We start from the raw sequence: 21,772 nt of genomic DNA on the forward strand, positions 1-21,772 counted from the left end.
CAAGCGGGCGGCGGAAATGCCGCGGCGCGACCATGCCCGCTCGGTCAATCAGGGTCAACGCGACTGGCTGTCCGAAATAGGCTCCACGTCTGCGTTTTCAGAAGGATGGGGCACGAACTGGGGCCAGGGTGCCTCGCCGCGCGCGCGGGCGGCAGCGATATCGGCGATCTCCGCGCGGACGATTGCGATGCGCGCTTCTTCGCTCGGATGCGTCCTGCTGTCGAGAAAGTCCAAGCCGTGGTGACGGTCATAGCGCTGGAGATAGGCTATCGCGGCCTCGGGCGGATAGCCTGCCCGGTCGAGGATATGGACTGCGAGCCGATCCGCCTCGATTTCCGTCGCTCGGATCGCGCCGGTATCGTTTGCCTCGCCATCGGCATGCAGCCGCGCGCGGTGGCTCAGTACATTATGCGCCAACTCGTGCGCGACCAGGGCCGCCAGTTCGGCGGTATCGCCGACAAATCCAAACACGCCCGAATTGACCTCGACATAGCTGCCGTTGGCCCTGGCCTCGATCGAATCGTCGCTGCGGATCTGAAACCGGGTAGGGCAGCCCGGCTCCAGCGCGAACCGGAGTTCACGTGTTTCTTCCGCGCGTCGCACCGTCAGCCGTAAAACGCCGTTGGAGGCGGCCGCATCGATCTGATCGAGTATCCTCGCTACCCGGGCGTGGCTGTTGTGCGATCCTGGTTCGCGCGGGGCGAGCGGCGCGTCGTCGATTGCCATGATCGCGTCGCCCGGCTGCAGCCCGGCGGCGGCGGCCGGCGAGCCTTGCGCGACCGCCAGTACAAGCGGTTCTGACCGAAAACCGTAACGGCGCGCGATCATGTCCTGAGATCGTCGCGAATATTGCGACAGATCATGGATAGTGAACCCCGGGCGGTGGACGCGCTTGCTGCAATATGGCGCCGCCGCCACCGTAAGCCGGTATCCGACGTCCGCCAGCACCGCGTCTGCGGTTTCCCGGTCCTGAGGAACCGGCTGGGCAGAAGCCCGGCCGGCCTGCGGCAGAAACAGCAGGATGAGCGCGACCGCCACCAGCGATCGGATCGGCCCCGTCAGCTGGCGGACGGCGGGTAGCCGTAATGATTCTGGTACAGATTCAATGGCTTCGGCGTCTGGCATCGGCATCCTGTCGTGTTGCAGCGCAGCATGGCAGGGCGCGTGTCGCAGCGACATGAACTGCCCCGCATCGTCTGCATGTCGCGAAAGCCGTGGTATTTCCGGCCCGGCGGGGTTTTACTTCACCGTCGGACGGTTTGACAAACTACGGAAAATTGCGATACTTAGTCACGATTCGACAGGGTTAAATTGCGTTTTCGTTCCGATATTCCACTTGATTGAGGGAAATTTCGGAAACCAATGCGATCGGTGATCGTTGGGGGTTGAGGCAAACTGTTAATTTGTGTAGCGCAATATCGAGGCTACACCGAAAAAAGGGAGTTGAAGATGGTTGTTCGGAAACTGATCGCCGGAGCTGGCGCCGCCGCGATGCTCGCTTCGTCCGCGATGGCCGCCAATGCCGCCGTCCGTCCCGTTTCGGTCGTCACGACCGGCACGAACTACTCGCTTGATGATGAGCGCACCGGCGCCGACATGAGCGATTCGTCGAAGTTCTCGCCGTCCACGACGATCATCGTCGTTCTCGCCGCTGCAGCGGTGGTCGGCGGCATCATCATCGCCGTTGACGAGGACGATGAAGCTGCGGTCAGCCCGTACTAAGCTTCTTCAGCTTACAATATGTTCTCAGGGGCGGCCTTGTGCCGCCCCTTTTTCGTTTACAGCCATTTTCGATCCTGATTGGAGCAGGGCCTCCATGTAGATCCCACCGAGCCTTCCGACTGGCGGAGATCGGACGTCGCTGCGCGCGACATCGTATCACGCGGTCAGGCTCACGGACGTTTGATTTCGTGATGCCCGCCGGATGCATGGCCCCCTGTCACGCCCGGCGCAGACGGACCTTTCCGAACGGTGGAGCGCGATCGGTTTCCGACGTGCAACGGCGCCTGTCCGCGCTCGCGAACGTTCGGTCGCACGCCGCGCGAAACCGCCATGCTGTTGGTTCGAAGTGGCTTTGCGGCAAGGGACTGCTCGGCTAACGTCCTGGCCGAACAAGGGGAGCAACAATGCCCATTCCGTACGAGCAGTCCTATCGAGCAGCATTTGGGGAATATGCTGGCACGCTGCGCCAGCTCGTCTCGCAATATCCCGATGCGCGCGTCCTGGAACTCGGCGGCGGACGCAAACCTTCATTCGCCCTGAATGAGATGCCCGACAATATCGCGAGCTACACCGTCAACGACATCAGTGCTGACGAACTTGCGATGGCCGGCGAGGAATATGACAAGGCGTGTTTCGACGTGATTGGGGATGTTTCGGGATTCGAAGGGCAGTTCGACGTCATCTTCTCGCGCACGCTGATCGAGCATGTTCGCGACGGTGTCATGATGCACCGCAACATCCACAGGCTGCTCAAGCCGGGCGGTGTGGCCTTTCACATGGCGCCGACGCTCTATTCGCCGCCTTTCGTGGTCAACAAGCTGCTGCCCGAGACGCTTTCGGAAAAGATTCTCTATGCGCTGACGCCGCATCGGCAGCAGAAGAAGAGCAAGTTCCCCGCTTATTATTCCTGGTGTCTCGGCAATCGCGACAAGATGACCCGGATGCTGACCGCGGCGGGCTTCAGCAAGGTCAATATCCGTACCTTCTACGGTCACGGCTATTTCGACAAGGTGCCGATCGCCCGCGAACTGGACAATGCCGTTTCAATGCTCGCCGCGAAGCGTGACTGGTCCCCGCTGGGTTCCTATGCCCATATCACCACTTATCGCTGAACGTTCTGCCGGAAAAACATGGTCGGCGTAACAGGGGAGCGAGGCGAACGGGTCAACTGCTCCCGTCGGGATGTGCGTGGCTCTTGGCGGTTCGCCGCAGATGCCATTTGCCATCTTCCTTGATCATGGGACGGCCGCATCCCTTGCAGACACTCCGCAAAACGCCTTCCATGTCATAATGGGCCTTGCGCCCGTCGCGATGATGTTTGCCGAACAAACAGCCAAGAAAATGATACAGCCCCACGTCAGCCCCCGGCGCGTCAATGGAAATTGTGCGCCGCAGTGTAGCTGATCGGAAGGCAAACTACTAGCGGTCCGGCGCTATGGAGCGCCCGGAACAAAGTCGATCCTAAGCAGAGGCTTGCGCCTGGAGCAGCCAGCGTTCCTCCCCTTCCAGCCCGAGCGCAGTCAGCGTTCCGCTGACAAATGCGCCGGTGTCGATGCCGATTCGATTCGGGCGCCAATCGACTTCCGGCGTGATCGTGTGGCCATGCACGATCACCTTTTCGAAGGGTTGGCGATGGTCGAGAAAGCGGGTGCGGATCCACCGCAGATCGCCCTTGGACTGTTCGGCGAGCGGCTTGCGCGGATCGATGCCCGCATGCACGAAGGCATAGTCGCCGACAACGATCAGGTCCTCGAAGCCGGCGAGGAAATCGACATGGTCCTGCGGGATATGCTCGGCCAATATGCCGGACAATTCCTCGAAATCCGCGCGCATCAGTGCATGATCGGAAATGCCGTAGCTCTGCATCGTCTGACGTCCGCCGATGCGATCGAACAGCCTGAGCGCTTCCATATTGCCCTCGAGCGCGAGCAGGAAGACCTCCTCGTGATTGCCCATCAGGAAATGCGTGTCCTCATGCTCGCGCCGGATCTGCATCAGCCGTTTGACGACTTTCGCGGAGTCGGGGCCGCGATCGACCAGGTCGCCGAGGAAGATCAGTTGAACGGGTGCCTCTCCGCGCGCGAAATGATCCGCTTCGATCCGCGCCAGAAGGTCTTCGAGCAGGTCGGCGCGTCCATGAATGTCGCCAATGGCATATACGCGCTTGCCCAGAGTCGAAATGGACCGCCCGCGGAGACCGGCCGGCGCACGGCGGTTTAGTAATCGTCCAATCATGTCGCCCGGTCTGATACTATAGAATTGCGCGCAAGCATTCGACTATTTCCCGTGCGGAACGATCACTACCCTGCGCAGCATGCTCGCAGGGATATGGATAGACGCCGCCTTCTTGGCAACCCGTCACGGTATATAGGCCCGTCACGGTATATAGGCCCGTCACGGTATATAGGAATGTACAGTATCGGGTTTCCCCGACCTAGCTTGCCAGCAGCCGGCGCGGTCGCGCTTCGTTCGCGGCGGGTTGATCGGGCCAGATCCCGCGCGAATCATAAACGAGCTTGTCCGCGCGTTCGTCGAGCGGCACCGATTTGAATACGTCGTGATCGACCAGCACCACGAAGATCGGGCAGCTTTCGATCGCGGTATCGATGTCGATCAGGCTTGCGCCCGTCGCGGCAAGCGTTTCGGGCAGCGTGTCGGCATAGGGCTCGACGATATGGATGCGCTCGCCGTGACGGCGGGCGAGTTCGGTGGCGACCTTCATTGCCGGGCTTTCCCGAAAATCGTCGATATTCGCCTTGAAGGCGAGGCCGAGGCACGCGACCGGCGCATTGGGCAATCGCTCCAGCAGCGCTTCGGCGCGCGCCACGGTGTGATCGACCTTGCCGTCATTCACTTCGCGCGCGGTACGGATCAGCGGCGTTGACTCGGGCGCGCTGTGGACCAGGAACCACGGATCAACCGCGATGCAGTGGCCGCCGACGCCAGGGCCGGGGGAGAGGATGTTGACGCGCGGATGGCGATTGGCCAGCCGGATCACTTCCCACACATCGACGCCCATTTTCTCCGCGACGATCGACAGTTCGTTGGCGAAGGCGATGTTGACGTCGCGAAAGGCGTTTTCGGTTAGTTTGGTCATTTCCGCGGCCTTGGCCGTGGTCGTAACGCAGGCGCCGCGAACGAAGCGGCGATAAAATTGCAGTGCCTTGCGCGCGCAGCGCGGCGTGATCCCGCCGATCACCCGGTCATTGTCGATCAGTTCCACCAGGATGCGGCCCGGCAGCACGCGCTCTGGGCAATAGGCCAGCGCGATGTCGGCGCTGCCGCTGCAATGGCCGGGGATCTTCAGATCGGGACGCAGCTGCGCGAGCAGCTCCCCCACCGCTTCGGTCGTGCCGACCGGCGAAGTCGATTCGAGGATCACCACGTCGCCATGCTTGAGCACGGTGGCGATGTTGGTCGCGGCTTTCAGTACATAGCCGATGTCGGCCGAGTGATCCTCGGCAAAGGGGGTGGGGACGGCGATGACGAACACGTCGGCCGGTTCGATCTGCAGCGAGGCGCGCAGCTTGCCGCGCGCGACTACCCCGGAAACGAGGCCGTCCAGATCGATCTCCTCGATATGGACCTTGCCCGAATTGACTGTGTCGACGACGTCCGCGTGCACGTCGATGCCAAGCACGTTGGCGCCGCTCCGCGCGATCACCGCGGCGGTCGGCAGCCCGATATAGCCAAGGCCGACGACGACGACGTCGAGTTCAGAGTCCGAAACCATGTGCGACGATCTCCGCAATCCGTTGTGCGGCATGGCCGTCCCCGAACGGATTGTGGGCGCGCGCCATTGCCGAATAGGCGCTGTTGTCGTCGAGCAGGGTTGATATTTCGGAAACGATGCGGCTTTCGTCGGTACCGACCAGCCGGGCAGTGCCTGCGGCCACGCCCTCGGGGCGCTCGGTCGTTTCACGCATCACGAGCACCGGCTTGCCGAGCGCCGGGGCTTCTTCCTGGACGCCGCCCGAATCGGTCAGCACGATATGCGCCATATCGAGCGCGCGGATGAAATGCGGATAGTCGAGCGGATCGATGCGGGCGATGTTCGCGCGGTCGCCCAGCATCGCATCCATCACCGAAACGACATTGGGGTTGGGATGCACCGGGAAGATCAGCGCCACGTCTTCACGATCGGCGATCCGCGCGATCGCACGCGCGATGGCTTCCATTCCGCCGCCGAAATTCTCGCGGCGATGCGTGGTGACCAGAATGATTCGTTTGCCGGCGAAGCGATTGGCGAGCGAGTCGAGTCCGACCGCCAGTTCGGGTTCGGCGGCGATCCGGTCCCGCGTCGCGAGCAGCGCGTCGATCACCGTATTGCCGGTGACATGGACACTCGCCGGATCGATATTTTCGCGGTGCAGCGCAGCGGCGGCGGTTTGGGTCGGTGCGAAATGCAGATCGGCGATCGGCGCGATCATCCTGCGATTCACTTCCTCGGGCCAGGGATGATGAATATCGCCCGAGCGGAGCCCGGCCTCGACATGGCCGACCGGAGTCTTTCGGTAATAGGCGGTAAGCGCGCCGACCATCGCCGTGGCGGTGTCGCCCTGCACGATCACCCGGTCGGGCCGCTCGGCATCGAGAACCGTTCCAAGCCCGGTCAGCAGCCGCGCGGTAAGCTGGTCGAGCGTTTGCCCCGGCTGCATCAGATCGAGATCGATATCGGGCGAAATTCCCGCGATTTCGAGCACCTGGTCCAGCAGTCCGCGGTGCTGCGCCGTCACGCAGGTGCGAACGCGCATCCCGCCGCGACGCTGCAATGCCTGCACCACTGGAAACAATTTGATCGCTTCGGGCCGGGTGCCGAAGATCAGGAGGACAGTCGGGTTCGCCATGCCCCTTTGCCTAACGCCGCAGCATTAAAAGCCGACTAACTATTCGACCGAAAGCGCGGAATCGAAAAATGAAACATTGGCGCTTTATCGCGCAGGCGCAACGATGTGGCGCGGGGTTGATCCGAGTCATTGCTGCGGCGCAAAGTTCGGGCTATTCGCGACTGGGGAGATTGATTTCATGACATTCAAGCCACTTCGAAAAGCCGTTTTTCCGGTCGGAGGCATGGGCACCCGCTTCCTTCCCGCCACCAAGGCGATGCCGAAGGAAATGCTGCCGGTCGTCGATCGTCCGCTGATCCAGTACGCCGTCGACGAGGCGCTGGAAGCGGGCATCGAACAGATGATTTTCGTCACTGCGCGCGGCAAGGGAGCGCTCGAGGATCATTTCGATATCGCCTATGAACTCGAATCGACGATGCAGGCGCGCGGCAAATCGCTCGCCGCGCTGGAAAATACGCGGCTCAAGCCTGGATCTCCCGCCTATGTCCGCCAGCAGGAGCCGATGGGGCTCGGCCATGCCGTGTGGTGTGCTCGCGATATTGTCGGTGACGAACCTTTCGCGGTGCTGCTGCCTGACGATTTCATGGTCGGCAAACCCGGCTGCCTCAAGCAGATGGTCGATGCCTATAACAAGGTCGGCGGCAATCTGATCTGCGCGATGGAAGTCTCCGACGAGGCGACGGAGAAGTACGGCATCATCACGCCGGGCGGTCAGGAAGGGTCGCTTACCGAAGTGAAGGGCCTGGTCGAAAAGCCCAAGGCCGGCACGGCGCCGTCGAATCTGGCGGTGATCGGCCGCTATGTGCTGCAGCCCGAAGTGATGCGCGTGCTGGAAACGCAGGAAAAGGGCGCGGGCGGCGAGATCCAGCTCACCGACGCAATGGCCAAGATGATCGGTAACCAGCCGTTCCACGGCGTCACCTTCGACGGTGTTCGCCACGATTGCGGCGACAAGGCGGGTTTCATCGAGGCCAATATCGCGATGGCCTTCGCCCGCGACGATATCGGCCCGAAGGTCAAGGCATACGCCGCATCGCTGCTCGGCTGAGCGGTATCAGGCGGGCTGTCCGGCACAGGCCGGGCAGCCCGGATCCCTGGGCAGGCGCAGCGTGCGGAAACGCATCGCCAGCGCATCGACCAGCAGCAGCTTGCCCGCGCTGTCTTCACCGAAAGGCGCAACGGCGCGGATCGCTTCCAGCGCGGCGAGGCTGCCCATGACGCCGGTGAGCGCGCCGAGCACACCTTGTTCGGAACAGCTTACGCCCTCGCGCTCGGGGGCCTCTCCAACGAAGCAGCGATAGCAGGGCTTGTCGGCTTCCCAGCCGCGGAACACGCCCAGTTGCCCTTCGAATTCACCGACCGCCGCCGAAACGAGCGGCACGCGATGCCGCAGGCAGGCGTCGGCGACGAGCAGGCGCGTGGCGAAGTTATCGGTTCCATCGAGCACCACTTCGGCAGCGCGCACATGCGCGTCGACATTGGCCGCGTCGATCCGGTGCGAATGAACCCGTACCGCCACATTGGCGTTCAGCGCGGCGACGCGCATGCCGCTGACCATCGCCTTGCCGTGCCCCACATCGCGCGCAACGAACAACGTCTGCCGCTGGAGATTGGAAAGGGCGACGCGATCGTCGTCGATGATCGTCATCCGGCCGAATCCGGCCGCCGCGAGATACTGGATCGCCGGCGACCCGATCCCGCCCGCGCCGATCACCAGCACGCTGGCTTGCTTCAGCCGTGCCTGACCCGATCCGCCAATTTCCTTGAGCACGATATGGCGGGCATAGCGTTCGAGCTCTTCATCGCTCAGCGTCATTGCGGCCAGGCGAAGGAGAGGCTTGTGCGATACCATTGCGGCGTCCGGGATTCGCGCGGCAGCAGGTTGTTCTGGGCAAAGGCAGTGGCGAGGCCTGCCGCATATTGCTCCACCGTCGGACAGTCGATTGCGCGAGGCACTGCCACGCGGACCACGCCCGACCCGTCGACAAGGACGGCGATATCGACCTGCATCCGCCATTGGCCGCTGTTCGGATCGGCAATCGGGCAACTGCGCGACCGCGCTTCGCGAAAGGCGAAATCATGCATGTCGCGCGAGAGCCGCGGCGGCGCACGATAGGGAAGATCGGGCAGCGAGGACCAGTCGATCGTCGCGGTCTGCTGTGGCGGGGGTGCTGGTGCTGTGAAGCCGCCGGTCATCAGCAACAGCGCAGCGAGCCGGCTCATTGCCCGGTCGACCCGAATCCGCCGCTGCCGCGCGCGGTTTCGTCGAGCGAGTCGACTTCGACGAATCCCGCTTTCTGCACCGGAGCGGGAACGAGTTGCGCGATGCGGTCGCCGCGGCCGATCGGAAAGGGCGTATCGCCCAGATTGGCGAGAATCACTTTCACTTCGCCGCGATAGTCGCTGTCGATTGTGCCGGGCGTGTTGAGGCACGTGATGCCGTGCTTCAGTGCCAGACCCGAGCGGGGGCGCACCTGCACTTCGTATCCGGCCGGAATCGCCATCGCGAAACCGGTCGCGACGGCATGGCGCGCGCCCGGTGCCAGTTCGAGCGATTCGGCGGCGACGACGTCCATTCCCGCTGCGCCTTGCGTGGCATAGCCAGGCAGTGGCAGCCCTTCACCGTGTGCGAGTCGCTGGATCGCGATGCGGATCGGTGTCGCGGTCATAGTTCCTCCGGCAGTGAAGCGGCGAGGCGGCTGGTGGCGGCGATCACTTCGGGGTCGTTCAAAAGGTCGTGTCCGCGGCCGGGCAGGATGCGATAATCGGTGGCGATCCCGCGCAGCGTCAATGCCTCCGCATAGGAGCGCGAGAAACGCACCGGCGTCACTTCGTCCTCGGCCCCGACGATCACCGCAGCGCGCAGGCCGGGTGCGATACCGCCCGCGGTTTTCAACGGGTCCAGGCTAGCGACGGGCTGTTCCCAGGCAATGGCGGGCTTGCGCTGTTCCATATAGGCGCGCCATTCGGGCAGCGTGCAGGGGCAACCGACCAGAACGATCCCGTCGACCAGATCGGGCCGGATGCCCGCCAGGTTGGCGGCGATGGCCGCGCCGCCCGAATCGCCGACCAGCACGACATTGGCCTTGGGATAGCGATGGCGATAGGCGGATACGGCCGTTGCGACGGCTTCAAGCTGTTCGCTGGTATAATTGTCCCCGATATCCGCGCCGCGCTCGCCAGGCGAGACATGTCCCTCGCCATCGGCATAGCCGGGTCGCAGCAGCGCCACGACAGCGCTTTCGGGAATCGTGTCGCTGGCCGTCTTGGCGAACCGGCGTTCGTCGGTGCGCACCCCGGGGCTTCCGTCGCCGTTCAGAACGACGATCAGCGTGCGCACGTCGCCGTGCGAGCCCTTGGTATAGGTTTCGCCGTAGAGCCCCGGATCGGGCATCGGCGGCGCGCCGAAATGCGCGCACCCCGCGAGCAGCATGGGCAGCAGCAATAATGTGGATCTACAGCGCATCGGCAATCCTCTGCGCGAGCTTTTCGGCGACCTGGGCTTTGGGCATGCGCTCCCAATGCTCGATTCCGTCGCCCGTGACCAGATGAATGCTGTTTGCTTCTCCGCCCATCACGTCGCCCGATACATCGTTGGCGACAATCCAGTCCGCGCCCTTGCGAGTCCGTTTTTCGGCGGCATGCTCGACGACGCGCTCGGTTTCGGCAGCAAAGCCGATCAGCAGGGCGGGGCGGCGCGGGCTTTGGGCCAGCATCGCCAATATGTCGGGATTCTCGCTGAATTCCAGCCGGGGTGCCCCCTCTGCGGTCTTCTTGATCTTCTGATCAGATGTTTCCACGCGCCAGTCGGCGACGGCGGCGACCATCACTGCAGCATCGGCGGGCAGGGCAGTGGCGACGGCATTGGCCATTTCCTGCGCGGTTTCGACGTCGACTCGCGTCACGCCCGGCGGCGTGGGCAGCGCTACCGGCCCGGAGACCAGCGTCACTTCCGCGCCCAGGTGTGCCAGCGCCCCGGCAATTGCATAGCCCTGCCGTCCCGAAGAGCGATTGGCGATATAGCGGACCGGATCGATCGGTTCGTGGGTCGGCCCGGCAGTGATCAGGATGCGCTTGCCCGCGAGCCGCTTGCCGGAACCACTCAACCGATCGGTGATCGCCGAAACAATCGCCTCGGGTTCGGCAAGACGCCCGGCGCCATATTCGCCGCAAGCCATCGCGCCTTCATCCGGCCCGACAAAGCCGACGCCGTCGGCGCGCAGCCGTTCAAGATTGCGCTGCGTTGCGGGATGTTCCCACATACGAACGTTCATCGCGGGCGCCGCCAGCACGGGCTTGTCGGTCGCGAGCAGCAATGTGGTGGCGAGATCATCCGCCATGCCCGTCGCCATCTTTGCCAGCAGATCGGCGGTGGCCGGCGCCACGACCACCAGATCGGCTTCGCGGCTGAGCTGGATATGCCCCATCTCCGCCTCGTCCTTCAGATCCCACAGGCTGGTATGGACAGGCGCTTCGGAAAGCGCCGCCAGCGTCATCGGAGTCACGAAATGCTCGCCGCCCCTGGTCAGGACGCAGCGCACGCCGATCCCTGCCTTGCGGCACAGGCGGATCAGCTCGCACGCCTTGTAGGCAGCGATACCGCCACCGACGATCAGCAGAATGGACTTCATCGCCGCACTATTTGAACCCGCACGGGCCTTCTGTCGAGCGCGCGCGCGAAACAGTCGCGCAGTCCGTCCGGCACGAACACCAGTCCGACGAGCAGCACCGGCGACACCATCAGGCCCCAGTAAAAGGTATCGAGGCGGGCAAAGCCGCTCATCAGCACGGCCCAAATGGCGAGCAGCGCCGCCATGCGCAGCGCCGCCGGTTCATCCCAGCAGAACCAGCCGAAAATCGCCAGTGCGACCAGCGGGCCCGCCAGCCACAACGGCAGCACCTGCAATGCCGTCGCCAGTGTCACCGATTTCACGAACAGGCCGAAACCCTGCATGCCGAGCCAGCCGGGCGAGGTCGGGTCGAGCGGTCCGGTGACTTGCGCGACGGCCCAGGCATGGGCGCCGACGACCGCCGCGAATATCGCGAGTACGACGCCCCATCCGATTGCCTCGCGGCGTTCTCCGTCAATCCATGCGGCCAGTGCCATCAGCATGGCGAACAGTGCGGCCGTTTCCCGAATCAACATCGCGGCAAGACCCAGCGCCACGGCCTCGACCCAGCGGCCGGGGCGGCGCAGCGCCAGCGACAGCGCGATCAGCTGTGCAGCCCAGATTTCATGAAACGCAGCCAGTTCGGTCTGGGTGAATGCGACCATCGATCCGGCAAGCAGTATGACGATCGCGATCCGCGGAGCCAGCCGCGGCAGTTCGGGCATGATCCGGCCGAGCCAGGCAAATGCAGTGAGGATGGCGACCAGATAGAGCAGCAATTGCACGGCAAGCGGCGGCAGTGCCGCCTGCACCATCGCCAGCGCAGGGAGGCGGAAGGTGACGAAGGGACGCAGCGGATAGTCGTTGGCACGAAGGGCCTGCGCCGTGACGTCGTAATAGCCGCCGCCATGCCGTACGCCGGCGACGATCTGATCGTACAACGCAAGATCGGTCGCGGCGCGATCCGCCTGATGCGCCGCGGTGATCGCCGGCGGATCGCCGATTCCCGTCGCCGTGAAGCTGAGCAATATCAGCAGGCCAAGCAGTACGAGCACTGCGCGTGCTGGCGTCGCGCGCAACCGGGCGAAGCGCGAGGGTTCGCGCAGCCAAAAGGGTTCAGCTCCCCTCACTGGAACAGCAACAAGGTCACTGCGGCACCGGCCGCGCCCGAAAGAACCGCGACGATGATGTACCGAAGGCCGCCGATCCGCACGCGCTCGATTTCGCGCAGCGGCGGGGCAGGGGGAGCGCCGCCGGGTGTCGGGAAGTGCCGTTCGATATTGCGGACGAGCTGGGGCAGCCGCGAAAGCGTTCGGAAATCCTCGATCAGCTGGTCGGCGATGGCGGCTTCCGGGCCAAGCTCGGTGCGAATCCATTCGCGCACGAACGGAGCGGCGGTGTCCCACAGATTGATGTCTGGATCGAGCGCGGTCGCCACGCCCTCCACCATCACCATTGTCTTTTGCAGCAGCAGCAGGTGCGGCTGCGTCTGCATGTCGAAATCGCGCGTGATGTTGAACAGGCTGTCCAGCATCATGCCGATCGACATGTCCTTGACCGGTAGCCCGCGCATCGGCTCGCCAACGGCGCGCAGCGCGGTGGCGAATTCGGCGACATTGTGATGCGCCGGCACATAGCCCGCCTCGAAATGGATCTCGGCGACGCGGCGATAGTTGCCGGTGATCAGGCCGTAGAGGATTTCGGCGAGCCATACACGCGCGCGCCGGTCGATGCGGCCCATGATGCCGAAATCGATCGCGGCGATTCGCCCGTCGGCCAGCGCGAACAGATTGCCCTGATGCATGTCGGCGTGGAAAAAGCCTTCGGCGATCGCCTGGCGCAGGAACGCGCGGACCAGCTTTTCGGCGAGCGCGGAAACATCATGGCCTGCGGCGATCAGCGCATCGCGGTTCGACAGCTTGATCCCGTCGATCCATTCGAGGGTCAATACCTTGCCGGTCGAGCGCTGCCAGTCGATCGCCGGTACCATGAAATCGGGTTCGGCCTGCATCCCCTCTGCGAGTTCGGATGCCGAGGCGCCTTCGCGGCGCAGGTCGAGCTCGCGCATCGTCCAGCGTTTGAACGTATCGATTACCAGCCGGGGGCGCAGCCGCGCCGCTTCGCCGCCCATCGATTCGACTTGTGCGGCAGCCCATTCATAGGTGTCGATCGCACGGAAGAAGTCGGTTTCGATTCCGGGGCGCAAGACCTTCACCGCGACCTGGCGGCCGTCGGTGGTAACGGCGCGGTGGACCTGCGCGATCGAGGCGGCGCCGATCGGTACTTCCTCGATTTCGGAAAACAGCTCTTCGGGCGGTCGGCCGAAACTGTCGACCATCTGCTCGCGGATCGCGGCATAGGGGAGCGGCGGCAGCGCGTCCTGCAGCCGCAGCAGGTCCTTCGCGGCGGTTTCGCCGATCAGATCGGGGCGCGTCGCCAGTGTCTGGCCGAGCTTGATTGCGGCCGGACCGATCGCCTGGAATGCGTCGGCATAGGCCGGTGCCTTGGGCACGCGCGCGCCGAACCGGGCGAGCCGAGCGATACGGCGGACGGGCCTGGGGGTGTTGGGATCGCGCTCGATCCCGCGCAGCGCGCCGTGGCGCGCCAGCGTGCGGCCCCATTTGAGGAGCCGCCAGAGATGGACGCTGGGGTGAGTCATCCGGTCACCGCTCCCACAGTCGGGAGGGGAGAAGGTTGCTCGCCATCCTCAGATCTTCCAGCCGCTGTGAATCGCGACCAGCCCGCCGAGCATCGGTTCGACTTTGGTCCGCACGAATCCGGCCTCGCCGATCATCTTCTCGAAGCTCGGCATGTCCGGGAAGCGGCGGATCGATTCGATCAGATAGCGATAGCTGTCGGCATCCTGCGCCAGCAGCTTGCCGAGCTGCGGTACCAGCTTGTGCGAATAGGCGTCGTAGACATCGGCGAAGCCGGGCCATTGCGTGGTCGAGAATTCCAGCACGAAGAACCGCCCGCCGCGCTTGAGCACCCGATGCGCCTCGCGCAGCGCCTTCGGAATGTCCGTCACGTTTCGAATGCCGAAGGCGATGGTGTAGGCGTCGAAGAACTTGTCGGGGAATTGCAGTTCCTCGGCATTGGCTTCGGTCCACACCATTCCGTCGAGCCCGCGTTTGGCGGCGCGCTCCATGCCGACTTCGAGCATTTCGGGATTGATGTCGGCGACGGTGATCGCCGCGCCCGAGGGGGCCATGCGAAAGGCGATGTCGCCGGTGCCGCCGGCCATGTCGAGAATATGCTCGCCGGCGCGCGGCTTTACCCGGCGGACGAACACGTCTTTCCATATCCGGTGCAGCCCGCCCGACATGGCGTCGTTCATCAGGTCGTATTTGCTAGCCACGTTGGAGAAGACCTCGCCGACGCGGCGTGTCTTCTCGTCGGGGTCTACGTCCTGATATCCGAAGGAAACGGTGTCGGTCATGTGGCACTCGGTGTTGGAAGGCAGACGGCTCGCTCTAGCCATAGCTTGCGGCCTCGGCAAACCCCGCCTAGCGCAATCCTTCCATGCCCGAGCTTCCCGAAGTCGAAACGACCGTTCGTGGTCTTGCCCCCGTACTGGAAGGGCAGGTGATCGAGCGGCTGATCCTGCGCCGTGCCGATCTGCGCCGTCCGTTCCCCGCCGATCTCGGCCAGCGGCTGACCGGGGCGCGCGTGACGTCGCTGGGGCGGCGGGCCAAATACGGCCTTGTCCACACCGATCGCGGCGAGACGATGGTCTTTCACCTCGGCATGTCGGGCCGGTGGCGAATTGATCCCGACGAGACGCTGGCGCACGATCATCTGCTGATCGAAACGGCGCGCCACCGGTTGGCGCTCAACGATCCACGCCGGTTCGGATCGGTCGATCTGGTTCCCACCGACGATCTGGCCGCATGGCCGCCCTTCGCCGCGATGGGCCCCGAACCGCTCGGCCCCGATTTCACCGCAGCGCATCTGGCGCGAATGTTCGCCGGGCGAATCGCACCGGTGAAGGCGCTGCTGCTCGACCAGCGAATCGTCGCCGGCCTCGGCAACATCTATGTGTGCGAGGCGCTCCATCTTTCGGGCATCGCGCCGAATCGCGCGGCAGGACGAATTTCAGCGGCACGGCTTCAGCGATTGGTCGATGCCGTGCGCGACGTGCTGCTTGCCGCGATCGCGGCCGGAGGCTCCACCCTGCGCGATTATGCGCGGCCCGACGGCGAACTCGGCTATTTCGCCAAGCAATGGCGCGTCTATGGTCGCGAAGGCGAAGAATGCGTCTGCGGCGCCACTGTCCGGCGGCGTGTCGATGCCGGGCGATCGACCTTCTGGTGTGCCAAATGCCAGCGATGACGGTTGACCGAATCCCCGACAACCGTTAAGGGGCGCCCTTTCCCGGACGTGAGGCTCTGTTTCGCGTCCATCCCGCTTAGCAGAATTTCGAGGACGGCATGGCGAATACGCCACAGGCGAAGAAGCGTATCCGGCGCAACGCGCGTCGCGCAGACATCAACGGCTCGCGTGTGAGCCGCATTCGGACCTATGTGAAAAAGGTCGAAACCGCGCTCGCTTCGGGCGACAAGGAAGCGGCCGCCGCCGCGCTGCGCGAAGTACAGCCCGAGCTGGCGCGCGGCGTCGCCAAGGGCGTGATGCACAAGAACACTGCCGCGCGGAAGTTTTCGCGCCTCAACAAACGGCTCGTCGCGCTCGGCTGAGCGCAACGGCTGTTTGTCAGTTCAGCGGGATAGGCCCGTCGGAGATTTCTCCGGCGGGTTTTTTGCTGCGCTGCGGCGGTCATTACGCTTTCATTACGTTTCGGTGAAAATGGACAGGATGTACCGCGAGTCGCGTATTCCCGATTCGAGACAAATGCCGAAAAACATAGTTATATCAGCCTATTATAAAAAAGTTTGACGGGATTCCGCCGTTCGGAACGAGTCAACACTACTTATTTCAGTTTCTTGACAAGGCGCCTCTTGCCCGACTCAGAAATCGCTTCCTAAAAGGTTAGTCCCGGTACGGCGAACTGCCTCCGGGGCCAAGCAAAGCATCGTTCCAGCGCGGAGTGTGATTCCGGCTGCGGGGGATCTTTGCGTGTGAAATCTTGCGCGGAAACTCTTGGGAATCCGCGGGAACTGGGGGTGCTGCTTAGTGACGCAGGCGCGGATCTTGGAAACCGGAAACGGCGATGCGGTGGCGAACGCCTGGGGCCATGTGCGCGGCAATCTGCGGCGCTCGGCCGGCCAGCGGCTGTTCGACCAGTGGCTGAAGCCGGTTGAGCTGATCCGCGAGAGCAGCGAGGCGGAGATTCGCCTCGGGCTTCCGTCCGACTTCATGGCGCAATGGGTCCGCAATCACTATGCCGAGCGGCTTCTGCTCGAATTCCGCGCGGTGCTGCCCTCGGTCGAGACGGTGTGCATCGAAACCGTGTCGAACACCCTGCCAGCGCAGCGCGTGCTTCACGCTGGCGACAATGACACGCGCCCGCCCGCGGGCGGCGAAAGCTCGACCTTCGATCCGCGCTTCGTCTTCGATCGCTTCGTTGTCGATGCGTCGAATCGAGTCGCGTTCAACGCCGCGCGCAAGCTGGCCGAGCCGGGCGTGCCGCAGTTCAGCCCGTTGTTTCTCCACAGCGCGACCGGGCAGGGCAAGACGCATCTGATGCACGCCATCGGCCAGGCCTTTCTCGAATCCAATCCGCGAGCGACGGCAATCTATATGCCCGCCGAACGCTTCATGTTCGAATTCGTCCGCGCGCTGAAGGCAAAGGATACGATCGCGTTCAAGGCGCGGCTGCGCGGCGCGGACCTGCTGATGATCGACGACTTGCAGTTCATCGGCGGCAAGGACGTGACGCAGGAAGAGTTTTTTCACACGGTCAACGAGTTCATGGGCGCGGGCAAGCGGCTGGTGATCGCCGCCGATCGCGCACCGCAGGCGCTCGAGGGGTTCGTACCGCAACTCGCCGGTCGCTTGGGATCGGGGCTGGTCGCCGATATCCGCCCCCCCGAACTCGAGCTGCGCCGCGCCATCCTGCAGCGCAAGCTGGACGAGATGCCCGACGTCGCGGTTCCCGAGGACGTGATCGAGCTGCTCGCCGCGCGGATCACCAGCAACGTTCGTGAACTGGAAGGCGCGCTCAATCGCCTCGTCGCCTATGCGCAGCTCAACGGTGAAGCGATCACGATCGATTTCGCGGTGCAGACGCTGGGCGAAGTGCTGCGCCATGTGCAGCGCCGCATCACGATCGACGAGATCCAGCGCGCGGTTTCGGCGCATTTCGATCTGAAGCAGCTCGATCTGATTTCGGAACGACGCGCGGTCGCGATCGCCCGTCCGCGTCAGATCGCCATGTATCTGGCGAAGCGGCTGACGACTCGCTCGCTGCCCGAAATCGGGCGCAAGTTCGGCAATCGCGACCATTCAACGGTGATCCATGCCGTCCGCCGGATCGAGGATCTGCGCGGCAAGGACGGTGAAATCGACGGCGCGGTGCGCACGTTGATGCGTAAACTGGAAGGCTGAGCTTCGCCTTCCGACAGGTGTGAGTAGGCGTATGCGTTTCGCTCCGCGATCCTGTGGGTCGCGGGGCGGGGGTGAGCGGCGTAGCGGCGACCCGCCTCTGCGCACCATACCCCGGAAGCGCTGCGGAGGCACCCGACCCCCGCCGTTGCCGCTCACCCCCGTTTCCGGGCGGGATTTCCGGTTGTTCAAAGAGCAGCGGTCAGGCTGGCAGATTGCGGCCGTGTAGGACAGCGATTTCCAGTTCCTCCCCCGAGACAAGCTCGGGGAGGATTTTTTATACCTGCAATCCCACGGCCTTCTGCGCGGCCTTCAGCGTCGGTTCGGCCAGTGCCTGGGCGCGTCCGGCGCCCTTCGCCAGATTGGCCTGCACCGCCGCGCGATCGTCGAGCAATTGCGTCAGCCGGTCGCGAATCGGGCCGAGCACCGACACCGCCAGATCGGCGAGCGCCGGCTTGAACGCGCCGAAACCCTGTCCCGCGAACTCGCTCAGCACGCCCTGCGGATCGCGATCGGCCAGCGCGGCATAGATCGTCACCAGATTCTTCGCCTCGGGCCGCTCGGCGAGATCGTCGAGCTTTTCGGGCAAGGGCTCGGGATCGGTCCGCGCCTTGCGAAGCTTCTGGGCGATGGTGTCGTCGTCATCGATCAGATTGATCCGGCTCATATCCGAGGGATCGGATTTGCTCATCTTCGCCTGCCCGTCGCGCAGCGACATGATGCGCGGCGCCGCCTTCGAAATCAGCGGGTCGGGCAGCGGAAACAGCTCGGTCTCGAAATCGGTGTTGAACTTGGTCGCGATGTCGCGCGCAAGCTCGAGATGCTGTTTCTGATCCTCGCCGACGGGGACATGCGTCGCCTGATAGACGAGCACGTCGGCGGCCTGCAGCACCGGATAGGTGAACAGGCCGACGCTGGCGCCTTCGCGGTTCTTGCCCGCCTTGTCCTTCCACTGCGTCATGCGGTTCAGCCAGCCCATCCGCGCAGTGCCCTGGAGAATCCAGCACAGCTCGGCATGAGCGGGCACGCGCGCCTGATTGAACAGGATCGCGCGATCGTCGATCCCCGCCGCCATCAGCGTGGCGGCCATTTCGACCGTCGAATTGGCAAGCTCTGCCGGGCTGACATTGCCGGTCAATGCATGGAGATCGGCGAGGAAGAACAGGCACTCACCCTGATCCTGCATCGCCACCCATTGCTTGATGGCGCCCAGATAGTTGCCGAGGTGGAGATTGCCGGTGGTCTGAATGCCGGAAACGACGCGCATATTCATTCACTCCGCGCCCGGTTGACCGTTCGGCCGTTGGACCGGCCGCGGATCCCGTGCAGCGGGGGCGCCGCCGCTGTTCGTCATGCTCGGGATGGCCGCGCTGTAGCGGCGCGCGGGGCCGGGGGGAAGGGCGCGAAAGGAGACAAAAGAGACACCACGTCCCGCCTCCTTTGCCCTCCGCACCCGGAACCGCGAAAACCGCGGAAACGCGTACAAAGTTCGCACCGGGTCATGACACAACGCGCGTGCGCGCGCTCGCGCGCGAGGGAAACGGGCCGGCCGGGTGGTTTCGGAGAAGCGGTTTGCGTTCGGCATTCCGGTTCGTGGCATGTTTCGCCGCTTGTAGGACAGCGATTTCGCAGCATCGGTCACAGCCCATGATCCGCTGCATGTCGCGAGCGTCGAGAGGCGGCACAGAATGGGCAGCGCTGGATGTTCCTATCCCCGGCCGTCGTCGGTGGTCAGGACATCGGCATTGGCCCATTCGCGTTCGGCTTCCAGATGCTCGTCGCGGAAGATCTCCTGGTCGCGCGTCATCTTGCCACCCCCGAAGCGGTCGACCACGATGCACGCCGCCAGGTCGCCGGTGACGTTCATCACGCAACGCACGCGTTCGAGCACCTGATCGAGCCCGATGATCAGTGTCAGCCCCGCCAGCGGAATCCCCGCCGAGGCAAGCACGCCCGACAGCACCATGATTCCCACGCCCGGCGCCGCCGGCGCGCCTATCGAGGCGCCGAGCGAAGTCATCATCACCGCGAGTATCTGGGCCGGGCCGAGATCGATCGCGAAAAGCTGCGCCATGAAGATGGTGGCGATGCCGTGATAGCAGGCGGTCCCACCCATGTTCATCGTCGCGCCGATCGGAATTACGATCTGCGCGGTGGAGGGGCGAACCTTCAGCTTCTCCTCGGCGACGCGCACCGATACCGGCATGGTCGCCGCCGAGCTGTCGGTCGAAAAGGCCAGCAACTGCGCGTCGCGGATGTTGCGCAGGAACCGGAACGGCTTGCGCCGCCCGAGCACCGCGACGATCACGAGATAGACGGCGAGCAGCAGGAGCAGCGCCAGGATCACGCTGCCCGCATAGACGCCGACGCCGACCAGCACGCCGGGCCCGGTCTGCATCATCGCGCGCGCCAGCAGCCCGAAAACGGCGAGCGGCGCGACTGTCATCACCAAAGTCACGATGTGCATCGAAACCTGCTGGATCGATCCCATCAGGTCGAGCAGCGGCTTTGCGCTGTTGGGCGCCATTGAAACCAGCGCGATGCCCAGGATCACGCCGAGGATCACCACTTGCAGCAAATCGCCCTCGACGACGGCGCTCAGCGGGTTTTGCGGCAGCAGCGCGACGATCGACTGGGGAAGCGCGGCGAGAGTCGGCGGGCCGGTATCGGCGGCTTCGACCGGCGGCGGCGCGCCTTGCGACAGCGCCTGGCCGACCGCCGGATCGACATAGATGCCGGGCTGAAACAGATAGCCGATGAACAGCCCGATCGCGATCGCGAGCAAAGTCGTCGCGACGAAATAAATGGCCAGGCCAATGCCGGTGCTGCGCAGCTGTTGCGCATCGCCGCTCGCCGCGATGCCGCGCACGACCGAGGCGATGACGAGCGGGACGATCACCATCTTGATCAGGACGAGGAACAGCTCGCCGGGAAGCGAAATCCAGTTCGCGATGACTTCACCGGTGTCGGCCGACACCCAGCCGGACGAGGGAGAAAGCATCAGCCCCGCGACAACGCCCAGCGCCATCCCCAGCAGAATCTGCGCCCATAGCCGCGAGCGGATCAGGAAGCGCAGCTCGTGAGTCAGCATCTTGATGCTGCGCGGATGGATGGATTCCAGCGAGTGGGCCATATGCGCTCTCCTTGTCTTCCCGCGTTCCGCGCTGCCCGATCGTTCGGGCGCCGGGCAAGGGGGGATTTCCCGGAGGGGCGCGCCGCGCATGCGACCGAAGGCGACGTAAATGTCGGGGGCGCCGGCGCCGCGCACCGGGTCGATCTACGCTTCGGGAAACAGGGGTCGCGCCCCCGAAATTGCAGCGACGATTTTACTTGCTTTCGATCAAGTCGGGGATAATTAATCTCTCCACTTGTCTTGGGGGAGTCAAATAATGTTCCGGTTCTTCATCGCGGCCGCTCTGGCCGCGACTCTTGGCGCGTGCTCGAATAGCTATGTCGCGACGCCATATACGGGCAGCGCACAGCCGATCACCAAGGTGGCGATATCGGATCATTCGACGCCGGAGGAAATCGCCGCGTTCGAAAGCGCGTCGGTCGGCAGCAATTTCGGCCTGATCGGAGCGCTGATCGACGCCGGCGTGCAGGACAGCCGCGAGGACGCGCTGGACGCGGCGCTGGCGACGGTCGATTTCGACGCCGAGGCGGATATGGAAACCGCGCTGGTCTCGGCCTTCGCGGAAAAAGGTGTCTCCGCCGCAGTCGTCGAAAACGGCAACCGCGAAAAGGGCAAGTTCCTGGTCCGGGTGCCCGATCAGACGGGCGAGGCGCAGGTGTTCCTCGACATCGTGGTGACTCACTGGGGCTATGCCGCGTCGGGATCGGGCAAGAAATGGCGTCCGAGCGTCTATGCATCGGTGCGCCTGCTGTCGCTGCCCGATCACAAGACGCTGATGGAAAACAGGATCGCCTATAACGTGCTCGGCGCGCCGCGCGGCGTGGTGACGCTGGCGCCCAATCCCGAATATGCCTTCGAAAACCGCGACGAGATGAAGTCGGATCCCGAGCGGCTGGCCGAGGGGCTGCGCGATGCCATGCACAGGGTGGCGGAGACCGCCGTCGGCCTGTTGCAGTGAG

21 protein-coding genes are annotated in these 21,772 nt (G+C 64.2%); 7 read left to right on the forward strand and 14 right to left on the reverse strand.

What is annotated here, in order from left to right:
* Positions 1-54 precede the first annotated feature (54 nt).
* On the reverse strand, positions 55-1,125 hold the full coding sequence (locus G5C33_RS06960) for a M48 family metallopeptidase (RefSeq protein WP_165326552.1): 1,071 nt from the start codon (positions 1,123-1,125) through the stop codon (positions 55-57).
* Between the two features lie 324 nt (positions 1,126-1,449).
* On the opposite strand from G5C33_RS06960, the gene G5C33_RS06965 reads away from it, so the two are divergent.
* Both G5C33_RS06965 and G5C33_RS06970 read left to right on the forward strand, forming a co-directional pair.
* Entirely contained in the window at positions 1,450-1,722 is a 273-nt protein-coding gene (locus tag G5C33_RS06965; protein ID WP_165326553.1) for a hypothetical protein, read from the forward strand.
* Between the two features lie 404 nt (positions 1,723-2,126).
* Entirely contained in the window at positions 2,127-2,834 is a 708-nt protein-coding gene (locus G5C33_RS06970) for a class I SAM-dependent methyltransferase (protein WP_165326554.1), read from the forward strand.
* Between the two features lie 349 nt (positions 2,835-3,183).
* On the opposite strand, the gene G5C33_RS06975 is transcribed toward G5C33_RS06970, so the two are convergent.
* The 3 genes from G5C33_RS06975 to wecB all read right to left on the reverse strand — a co-directional run bounded on the left by G5C33_RS06975 (position 3,184) and on the right by wecB (position 6,569).
* The gene (locus G5C33_RS06975; RefSeq protein ID WP_165326555.1) at positions 3,184-3,957 is read right to left on the reverse strand and encodes a metallophosphoesterase; all 774 of its coding nucleotides are present in this window, start codon (positions 3,955-3,957) and stop codon (positions 3,184-3,186) included.
* A 199-nt stretch (positions 3,958-4,156) separates the two neighbouring features.
* Positions 4,157-5,455 carry a UDP-N-acetyl-D-mannosamine dehydrogenase gene (wecC, locus tag G5C33_RS06980; RefSeq protein ID WP_165326556.1) on the reverse strand — a complete coding sequence of 433 codons (1,299 nt, stop codon included), beginning with the start codon at positions 5,453-5,455 and terminating at the stop codon, positions 4,157-4,159.
* Positions 5,439-6,569: a non-hydrolyzing UDP-N-acetylglucosamine 2-epimerase gene (wecB, locus tag G5C33_RS06985; protein WP_165326557.1), complete on the reverse strand. Its 1,131-nt coding sequence runs from the start codon at positions 6,567-6,569 to the stop codon at positions 5,439-5,441. The genes wecC and wecB overlap by 17 nt, the downstream gene beginning before the upstream one ends.
* A gap of 178 nt (positions 6,570-6,747) precedes the next feature.
* Here wecB and galU point away from each other — a divergent pair, with 178 nt between their 5' ends.
* A complete protein-coding gene (galU, locus tag G5C33_RS06990) occupies positions 6,748-7,617 on the forward strand; it encodes a UTP--glucose-1-phosphate uridylyltransferase GalU (RefSeq protein ID WP_165326558.1) in 870 nt (289 codons plus the stop codon).
* Between the two features lie 6 nt (positions 7,618-7,623).
* Here galU and G5C33_RS06995 read toward each other — a convergent pair whose 3' ends face one another.
* The 8 genes from G5C33_RS06995 to G5C33_RS07030 form a co-directional block, all read right to left on the reverse strand.
* Positions 7,624-8,385, reverse strand: a complete 762-nt coding sequence (locus G5C33_RS06995) for a HesA/MoeB/ThiF family protein (RefSeq protein ID WP_165326559.1) — start codon at positions 8,383-8,385, stop codon at positions 7,624-7,626.
* On the reverse strand, positions 8,382-8,792 hold the full coding sequence (locus tag G5C33_RS07000) for a hypothetical protein (protein ID WP_165326560.1): 411 nt from the start codon (positions 8,790-8,792) through the stop codon (positions 8,382-8,384). Before G5C33_RS07000 ends, G5C33_RS06995 begins: the two co-directional genes overlap by 4 nt.
* Positions 8,789-9,238, reverse strand: coding sequence for a dUTP diphosphatase (dut, locus tag G5C33_RS07005; protein ID WP_165326561.1), 450 nt, complete (start codon positions 9,236-9,238; stop codon positions 8,789-8,791). Before dut ends, G5C33_RS07000 begins: the two co-directional genes overlap by 4 nt.
* The gene (locus tag G5C33_RS07010) at positions 9,235-10,035 is read right to left on the reverse strand and encodes an alpha/beta hydrolase (protein ID WP_228275220.1); all 801 of its coding nucleotides are present in this window, start codon (positions 10,033-10,035) and stop codon (positions 9,235-9,237) included. Before G5C33_RS07010 ends, dut begins: the two co-directional genes overlap by 4 nt.
* Positions 10,025-11,200, reverse strand: a complete 1,176-nt coding sequence (gene coaBC, locus G5C33_RS07015) for a bifunctional phosphopantothenoylcysteine decarboxylase/phosphopantothenate--cysteine ligase CoaBC (RefSeq protein ID WP_165326562.1) — start codon at positions 11,198-11,200, stop codon at positions 10,025-10,027. Before coaBC ends, G5C33_RS07010 begins: the two co-directional genes overlap by 11 nt.
* Entirely contained in the window at positions 11,197-12,234 is a 1,038-nt protein-coding gene (locus tag G5C33_RS07020; RefSeq protein ID WP_228275221.1) for a hypothetical protein, read from the reverse strand. The genes coaBC and G5C33_RS07020 overlap by 4 nt, the downstream gene beginning before the upstream one ends.
* Positions 12,235-12,305: 71 nt before the next feature.
* Complete coding sequence (gene ubiB, locus G5C33_RS07025; RefSeq protein WP_165326564.1) at positions 12,306-13,838, reverse strand: 2-polyprenylphenol 6-hydroxylase; 1,533 nt, start codon at positions 13,836-13,838, stop codon at positions 12,306-12,308.
* 48 nt (positions 13,839-13,886) lie between these two features.
* Positions 13,887-14,618, reverse strand: coding sequence for a class I SAM-dependent methyltransferase (locus tag G5C33_RS07030; protein WP_165326565.1), 732 nt, complete (start codon positions 14,616-14,618; stop codon positions 13,887-13,889).
* Positions 14,619-14,701: 83 nt separating this feature from the next.
* On the opposite strand from G5C33_RS07030, the gene mutM reads away from it, so the two are divergent.
* From mutM to dnaA, 3 genes are all read left to right on the forward strand, one after another.
* Positions 14,702-15,511, forward strand: coding sequence for a bifunctional DNA-formamidopyrimidine glycosylase/DNA-(apurinic or apyrimidinic site) lyase (mutM, locus tag G5C33_RS07035; RefSeq protein WP_165326566.1), 810 nt, complete (start codon positions 14,702-14,704; stop codon positions 15,509-15,511).
* Positions 15,512-15,609: 98 nt separating this feature from the next.
* Positions 15,610-15,873 carry a 30S ribosomal protein S20 gene (rpsT, locus tag G5C33_RS07040; RefSeq protein WP_165326567.1) on the forward strand — a complete coding sequence of 88 codons (264 nt, stop codon included), beginning with the start codon at positions 15,610-15,612 and terminating at the stop codon, positions 15,871-15,873.
* Positions 15,874-16,327: 454 nt separating this feature from the next.
* A complete protein-coding gene (gene dnaA, locus G5C33_RS07045; protein WP_228275222.1) occupies positions 16,328-17,683 on the forward strand; it encodes a chromosomal replication initiator protein DnaA in 1,356 nt (451 codons plus the stop codon).
* A 274-nt stretch (positions 17,684-17,957) separates the two neighbouring features.
* Here dnaA and trpS read toward each other — a convergent pair whose 3' ends face one another.
* Positions 17,958-18,947: a tryptophan--tRNA ligase gene (trpS, locus tag G5C33_RS07050; protein ID WP_165326569.1), complete on the reverse strand. Its 990-nt coding sequence runs from the start codon at positions 18,945-18,947 to the stop codon at positions 17,958-17,960.
* Positions 18,948-19,388: 441 nt separating this feature from the next.
* Positions 19,389-20,813 (reverse strand): dicarboxylate/amino acid:cation symporter, encoded by a 1,425-nt coding sequence (locus tag G5C33_RS07055; protein WP_165326570.1) that lies wholly within the window; start codon positions 20,811-20,813, stop codon positions 19,389-19,391.
* A gap of 256 nt (positions 20,814-21,069) precedes the next feature.
* On the opposite strand from G5C33_RS07055, the gene G5C33_RS07060 reads away from it, so the two are divergent.
* Positions 21,070-21,771 (forward strand): hypothetical protein, encoded by a 702-nt coding sequence (locus tag G5C33_RS07060; protein WP_165326571.1) that lies wholly within the window; start codon positions 21,070-21,072, stop codon positions 21,769-21,771.
* Position 21,772 lies beyond the last annotated feature (1 nt).

Source organism: Sphingosinithalassobacter tenebrarum (assembly GCF_011057975.1).
GTDB classification, from domain to species: domain Bacteria; phylum Pseudomonadota; class Alphaproteobacteria; order Sphingomonadales; family Sphingomonadaceae; genus Sphingomonas; species Sphingomonas tenebrarum.

What these genes read in the sequence shown, in the direction of transcription:
- G5C33_RS06960 (WP_165326552.1), bottom strand. Translation starts at nt 1,125, where the DNA reads ATGCCAGACGCCGAAGCCATTGAATCTGTACCAGAATCATTACGGCTA.
- G5C33_RS06965 (WP_165326553.1), top strand. Translation starts at nt 1,450, where the DNA reads ATGGTTGTTCGGAAACTGATCGCCGGAGCTGGCGCCGCCGCGATGCTC.
- G5C33_RS06970 (WP_165326554.1), top strand. Translation starts at nt 2,127, where the DNA reads ATGCCCATTCCGTACGAGCAGTCCTATCGAGCAGCATTTGGGGAATAT.
- G5C33_RS06975 (WP_165326555.1), bottom strand. Translation starts at nt 3,957, where the DNA reads ATGATTGGACGATTACTAAACCGCCGTGCGCCGGCCGGTCTCCGCGGG.
- wecC (WP_165326556.1), bottom strand. Translation starts at nt 5,455, where the DNA reads ATGGTTTCGGACTCTGAACTCGACGTCGTCGTCGTCGGCCTTGGCTAT.
- wecB (WP_165326557.1), bottom strand. Translation starts at nt 6,569, where the DNA reads ATGGCGAACCCGACTGTCCTCCTGATCTTCGGCACCCGGCCCGAAGCG.
- galU (WP_165326558.1), top strand. Translation starts at nt 6,748, where the DNA reads ATGACATTCAAGCCACTTCGAAAAGCCGTTTTTCCGGTCGGAGGCATG.
- G5C33_RS06995 (WP_165326559.1), bottom strand. Translation starts at nt 8,385, where the DNA reads ATGACGCTGAGCGATGAAGAGCTCGAACGCTATGCCCGCCATATCGTG.
- G5C33_RS07000 (WP_165326560.1), bottom strand. Translation starts at nt 8,792, where the DNA reads ATGAGCCGGCTCGCTGCGCTGTTGCTGATGACCGGCGGCTTCACAGCA.
- dut (WP_165326561.1), bottom strand. Translation starts at nt 9,238, where the DNA reads ATGACCGCGACACCGATCCGCATCGCGATCCAGCGACTCGCACACGGT.
- G5C33_RS07010 (WP_228275220.1), bottom strand. Translation starts at nt 10,035, where the DNA reads ATGCGCTGTAGATCCACATTATTGCTGCTGCCCATGCTGCTCGCGGGG.
- coaBC (WP_165326562.1), bottom strand. Translation starts at nt 11,200, where the DNA reads ATGAAGTCCATTCTGCTGATCGTCGGTGGCGGTATCGCTGCCTACAAG.
- ubiB (WP_165326564.1), bottom strand. Translation starts at nt 13,838, where the DNA reads ATGACTCACCCCAGCGTCCATCTCTGGCGGCTCCTCAAATGGGGCCGC.
- G5C33_RS07030 (WP_165326565.1), bottom strand. Translation starts at nt 14,618, where the DNA reads ATGACCGACACCGTTTCCTTCGGATATCAGGACGTAGACCCCGACGAG.
- mutM (WP_165326566.1), top strand. Translation starts at nt 14,702, where the DNA reads ATGCCCGAGCTTCCCGAAGTCGAAACGACCGTTCGTGGTCTTGCCCCC.
- rpsT (WP_165326567.1), top strand. Translation starts at nt 15,610, where the DNA reads ATGGCGAATACGCCACAGGCGAAGAAGCGTATCCGGCGCAACGCGCGT.
- trpS (WP_165326569.1), bottom strand. Translation starts at nt 18,947, where the DNA reads ATGCGCGTCGTTTCCGGCATTCAGACCACCGGCAATCTCCACCTCGGC.
- G5C33_RS07055 (WP_165326570.1), bottom strand. Translation starts at nt 20,813, where the DNA reads ATGGCCCACTCGCTGGAATCCATCCATCCGCGCAGCATCAAGATGCTG.
- G5C33_RS07060 (WP_165326571.1), top strand. Translation starts at nt 21,070, where the DNA reads ATGTTCCGGTTCTTCATCGCGGCCGCTCTGGCCGCGACTCTTGGCGCG.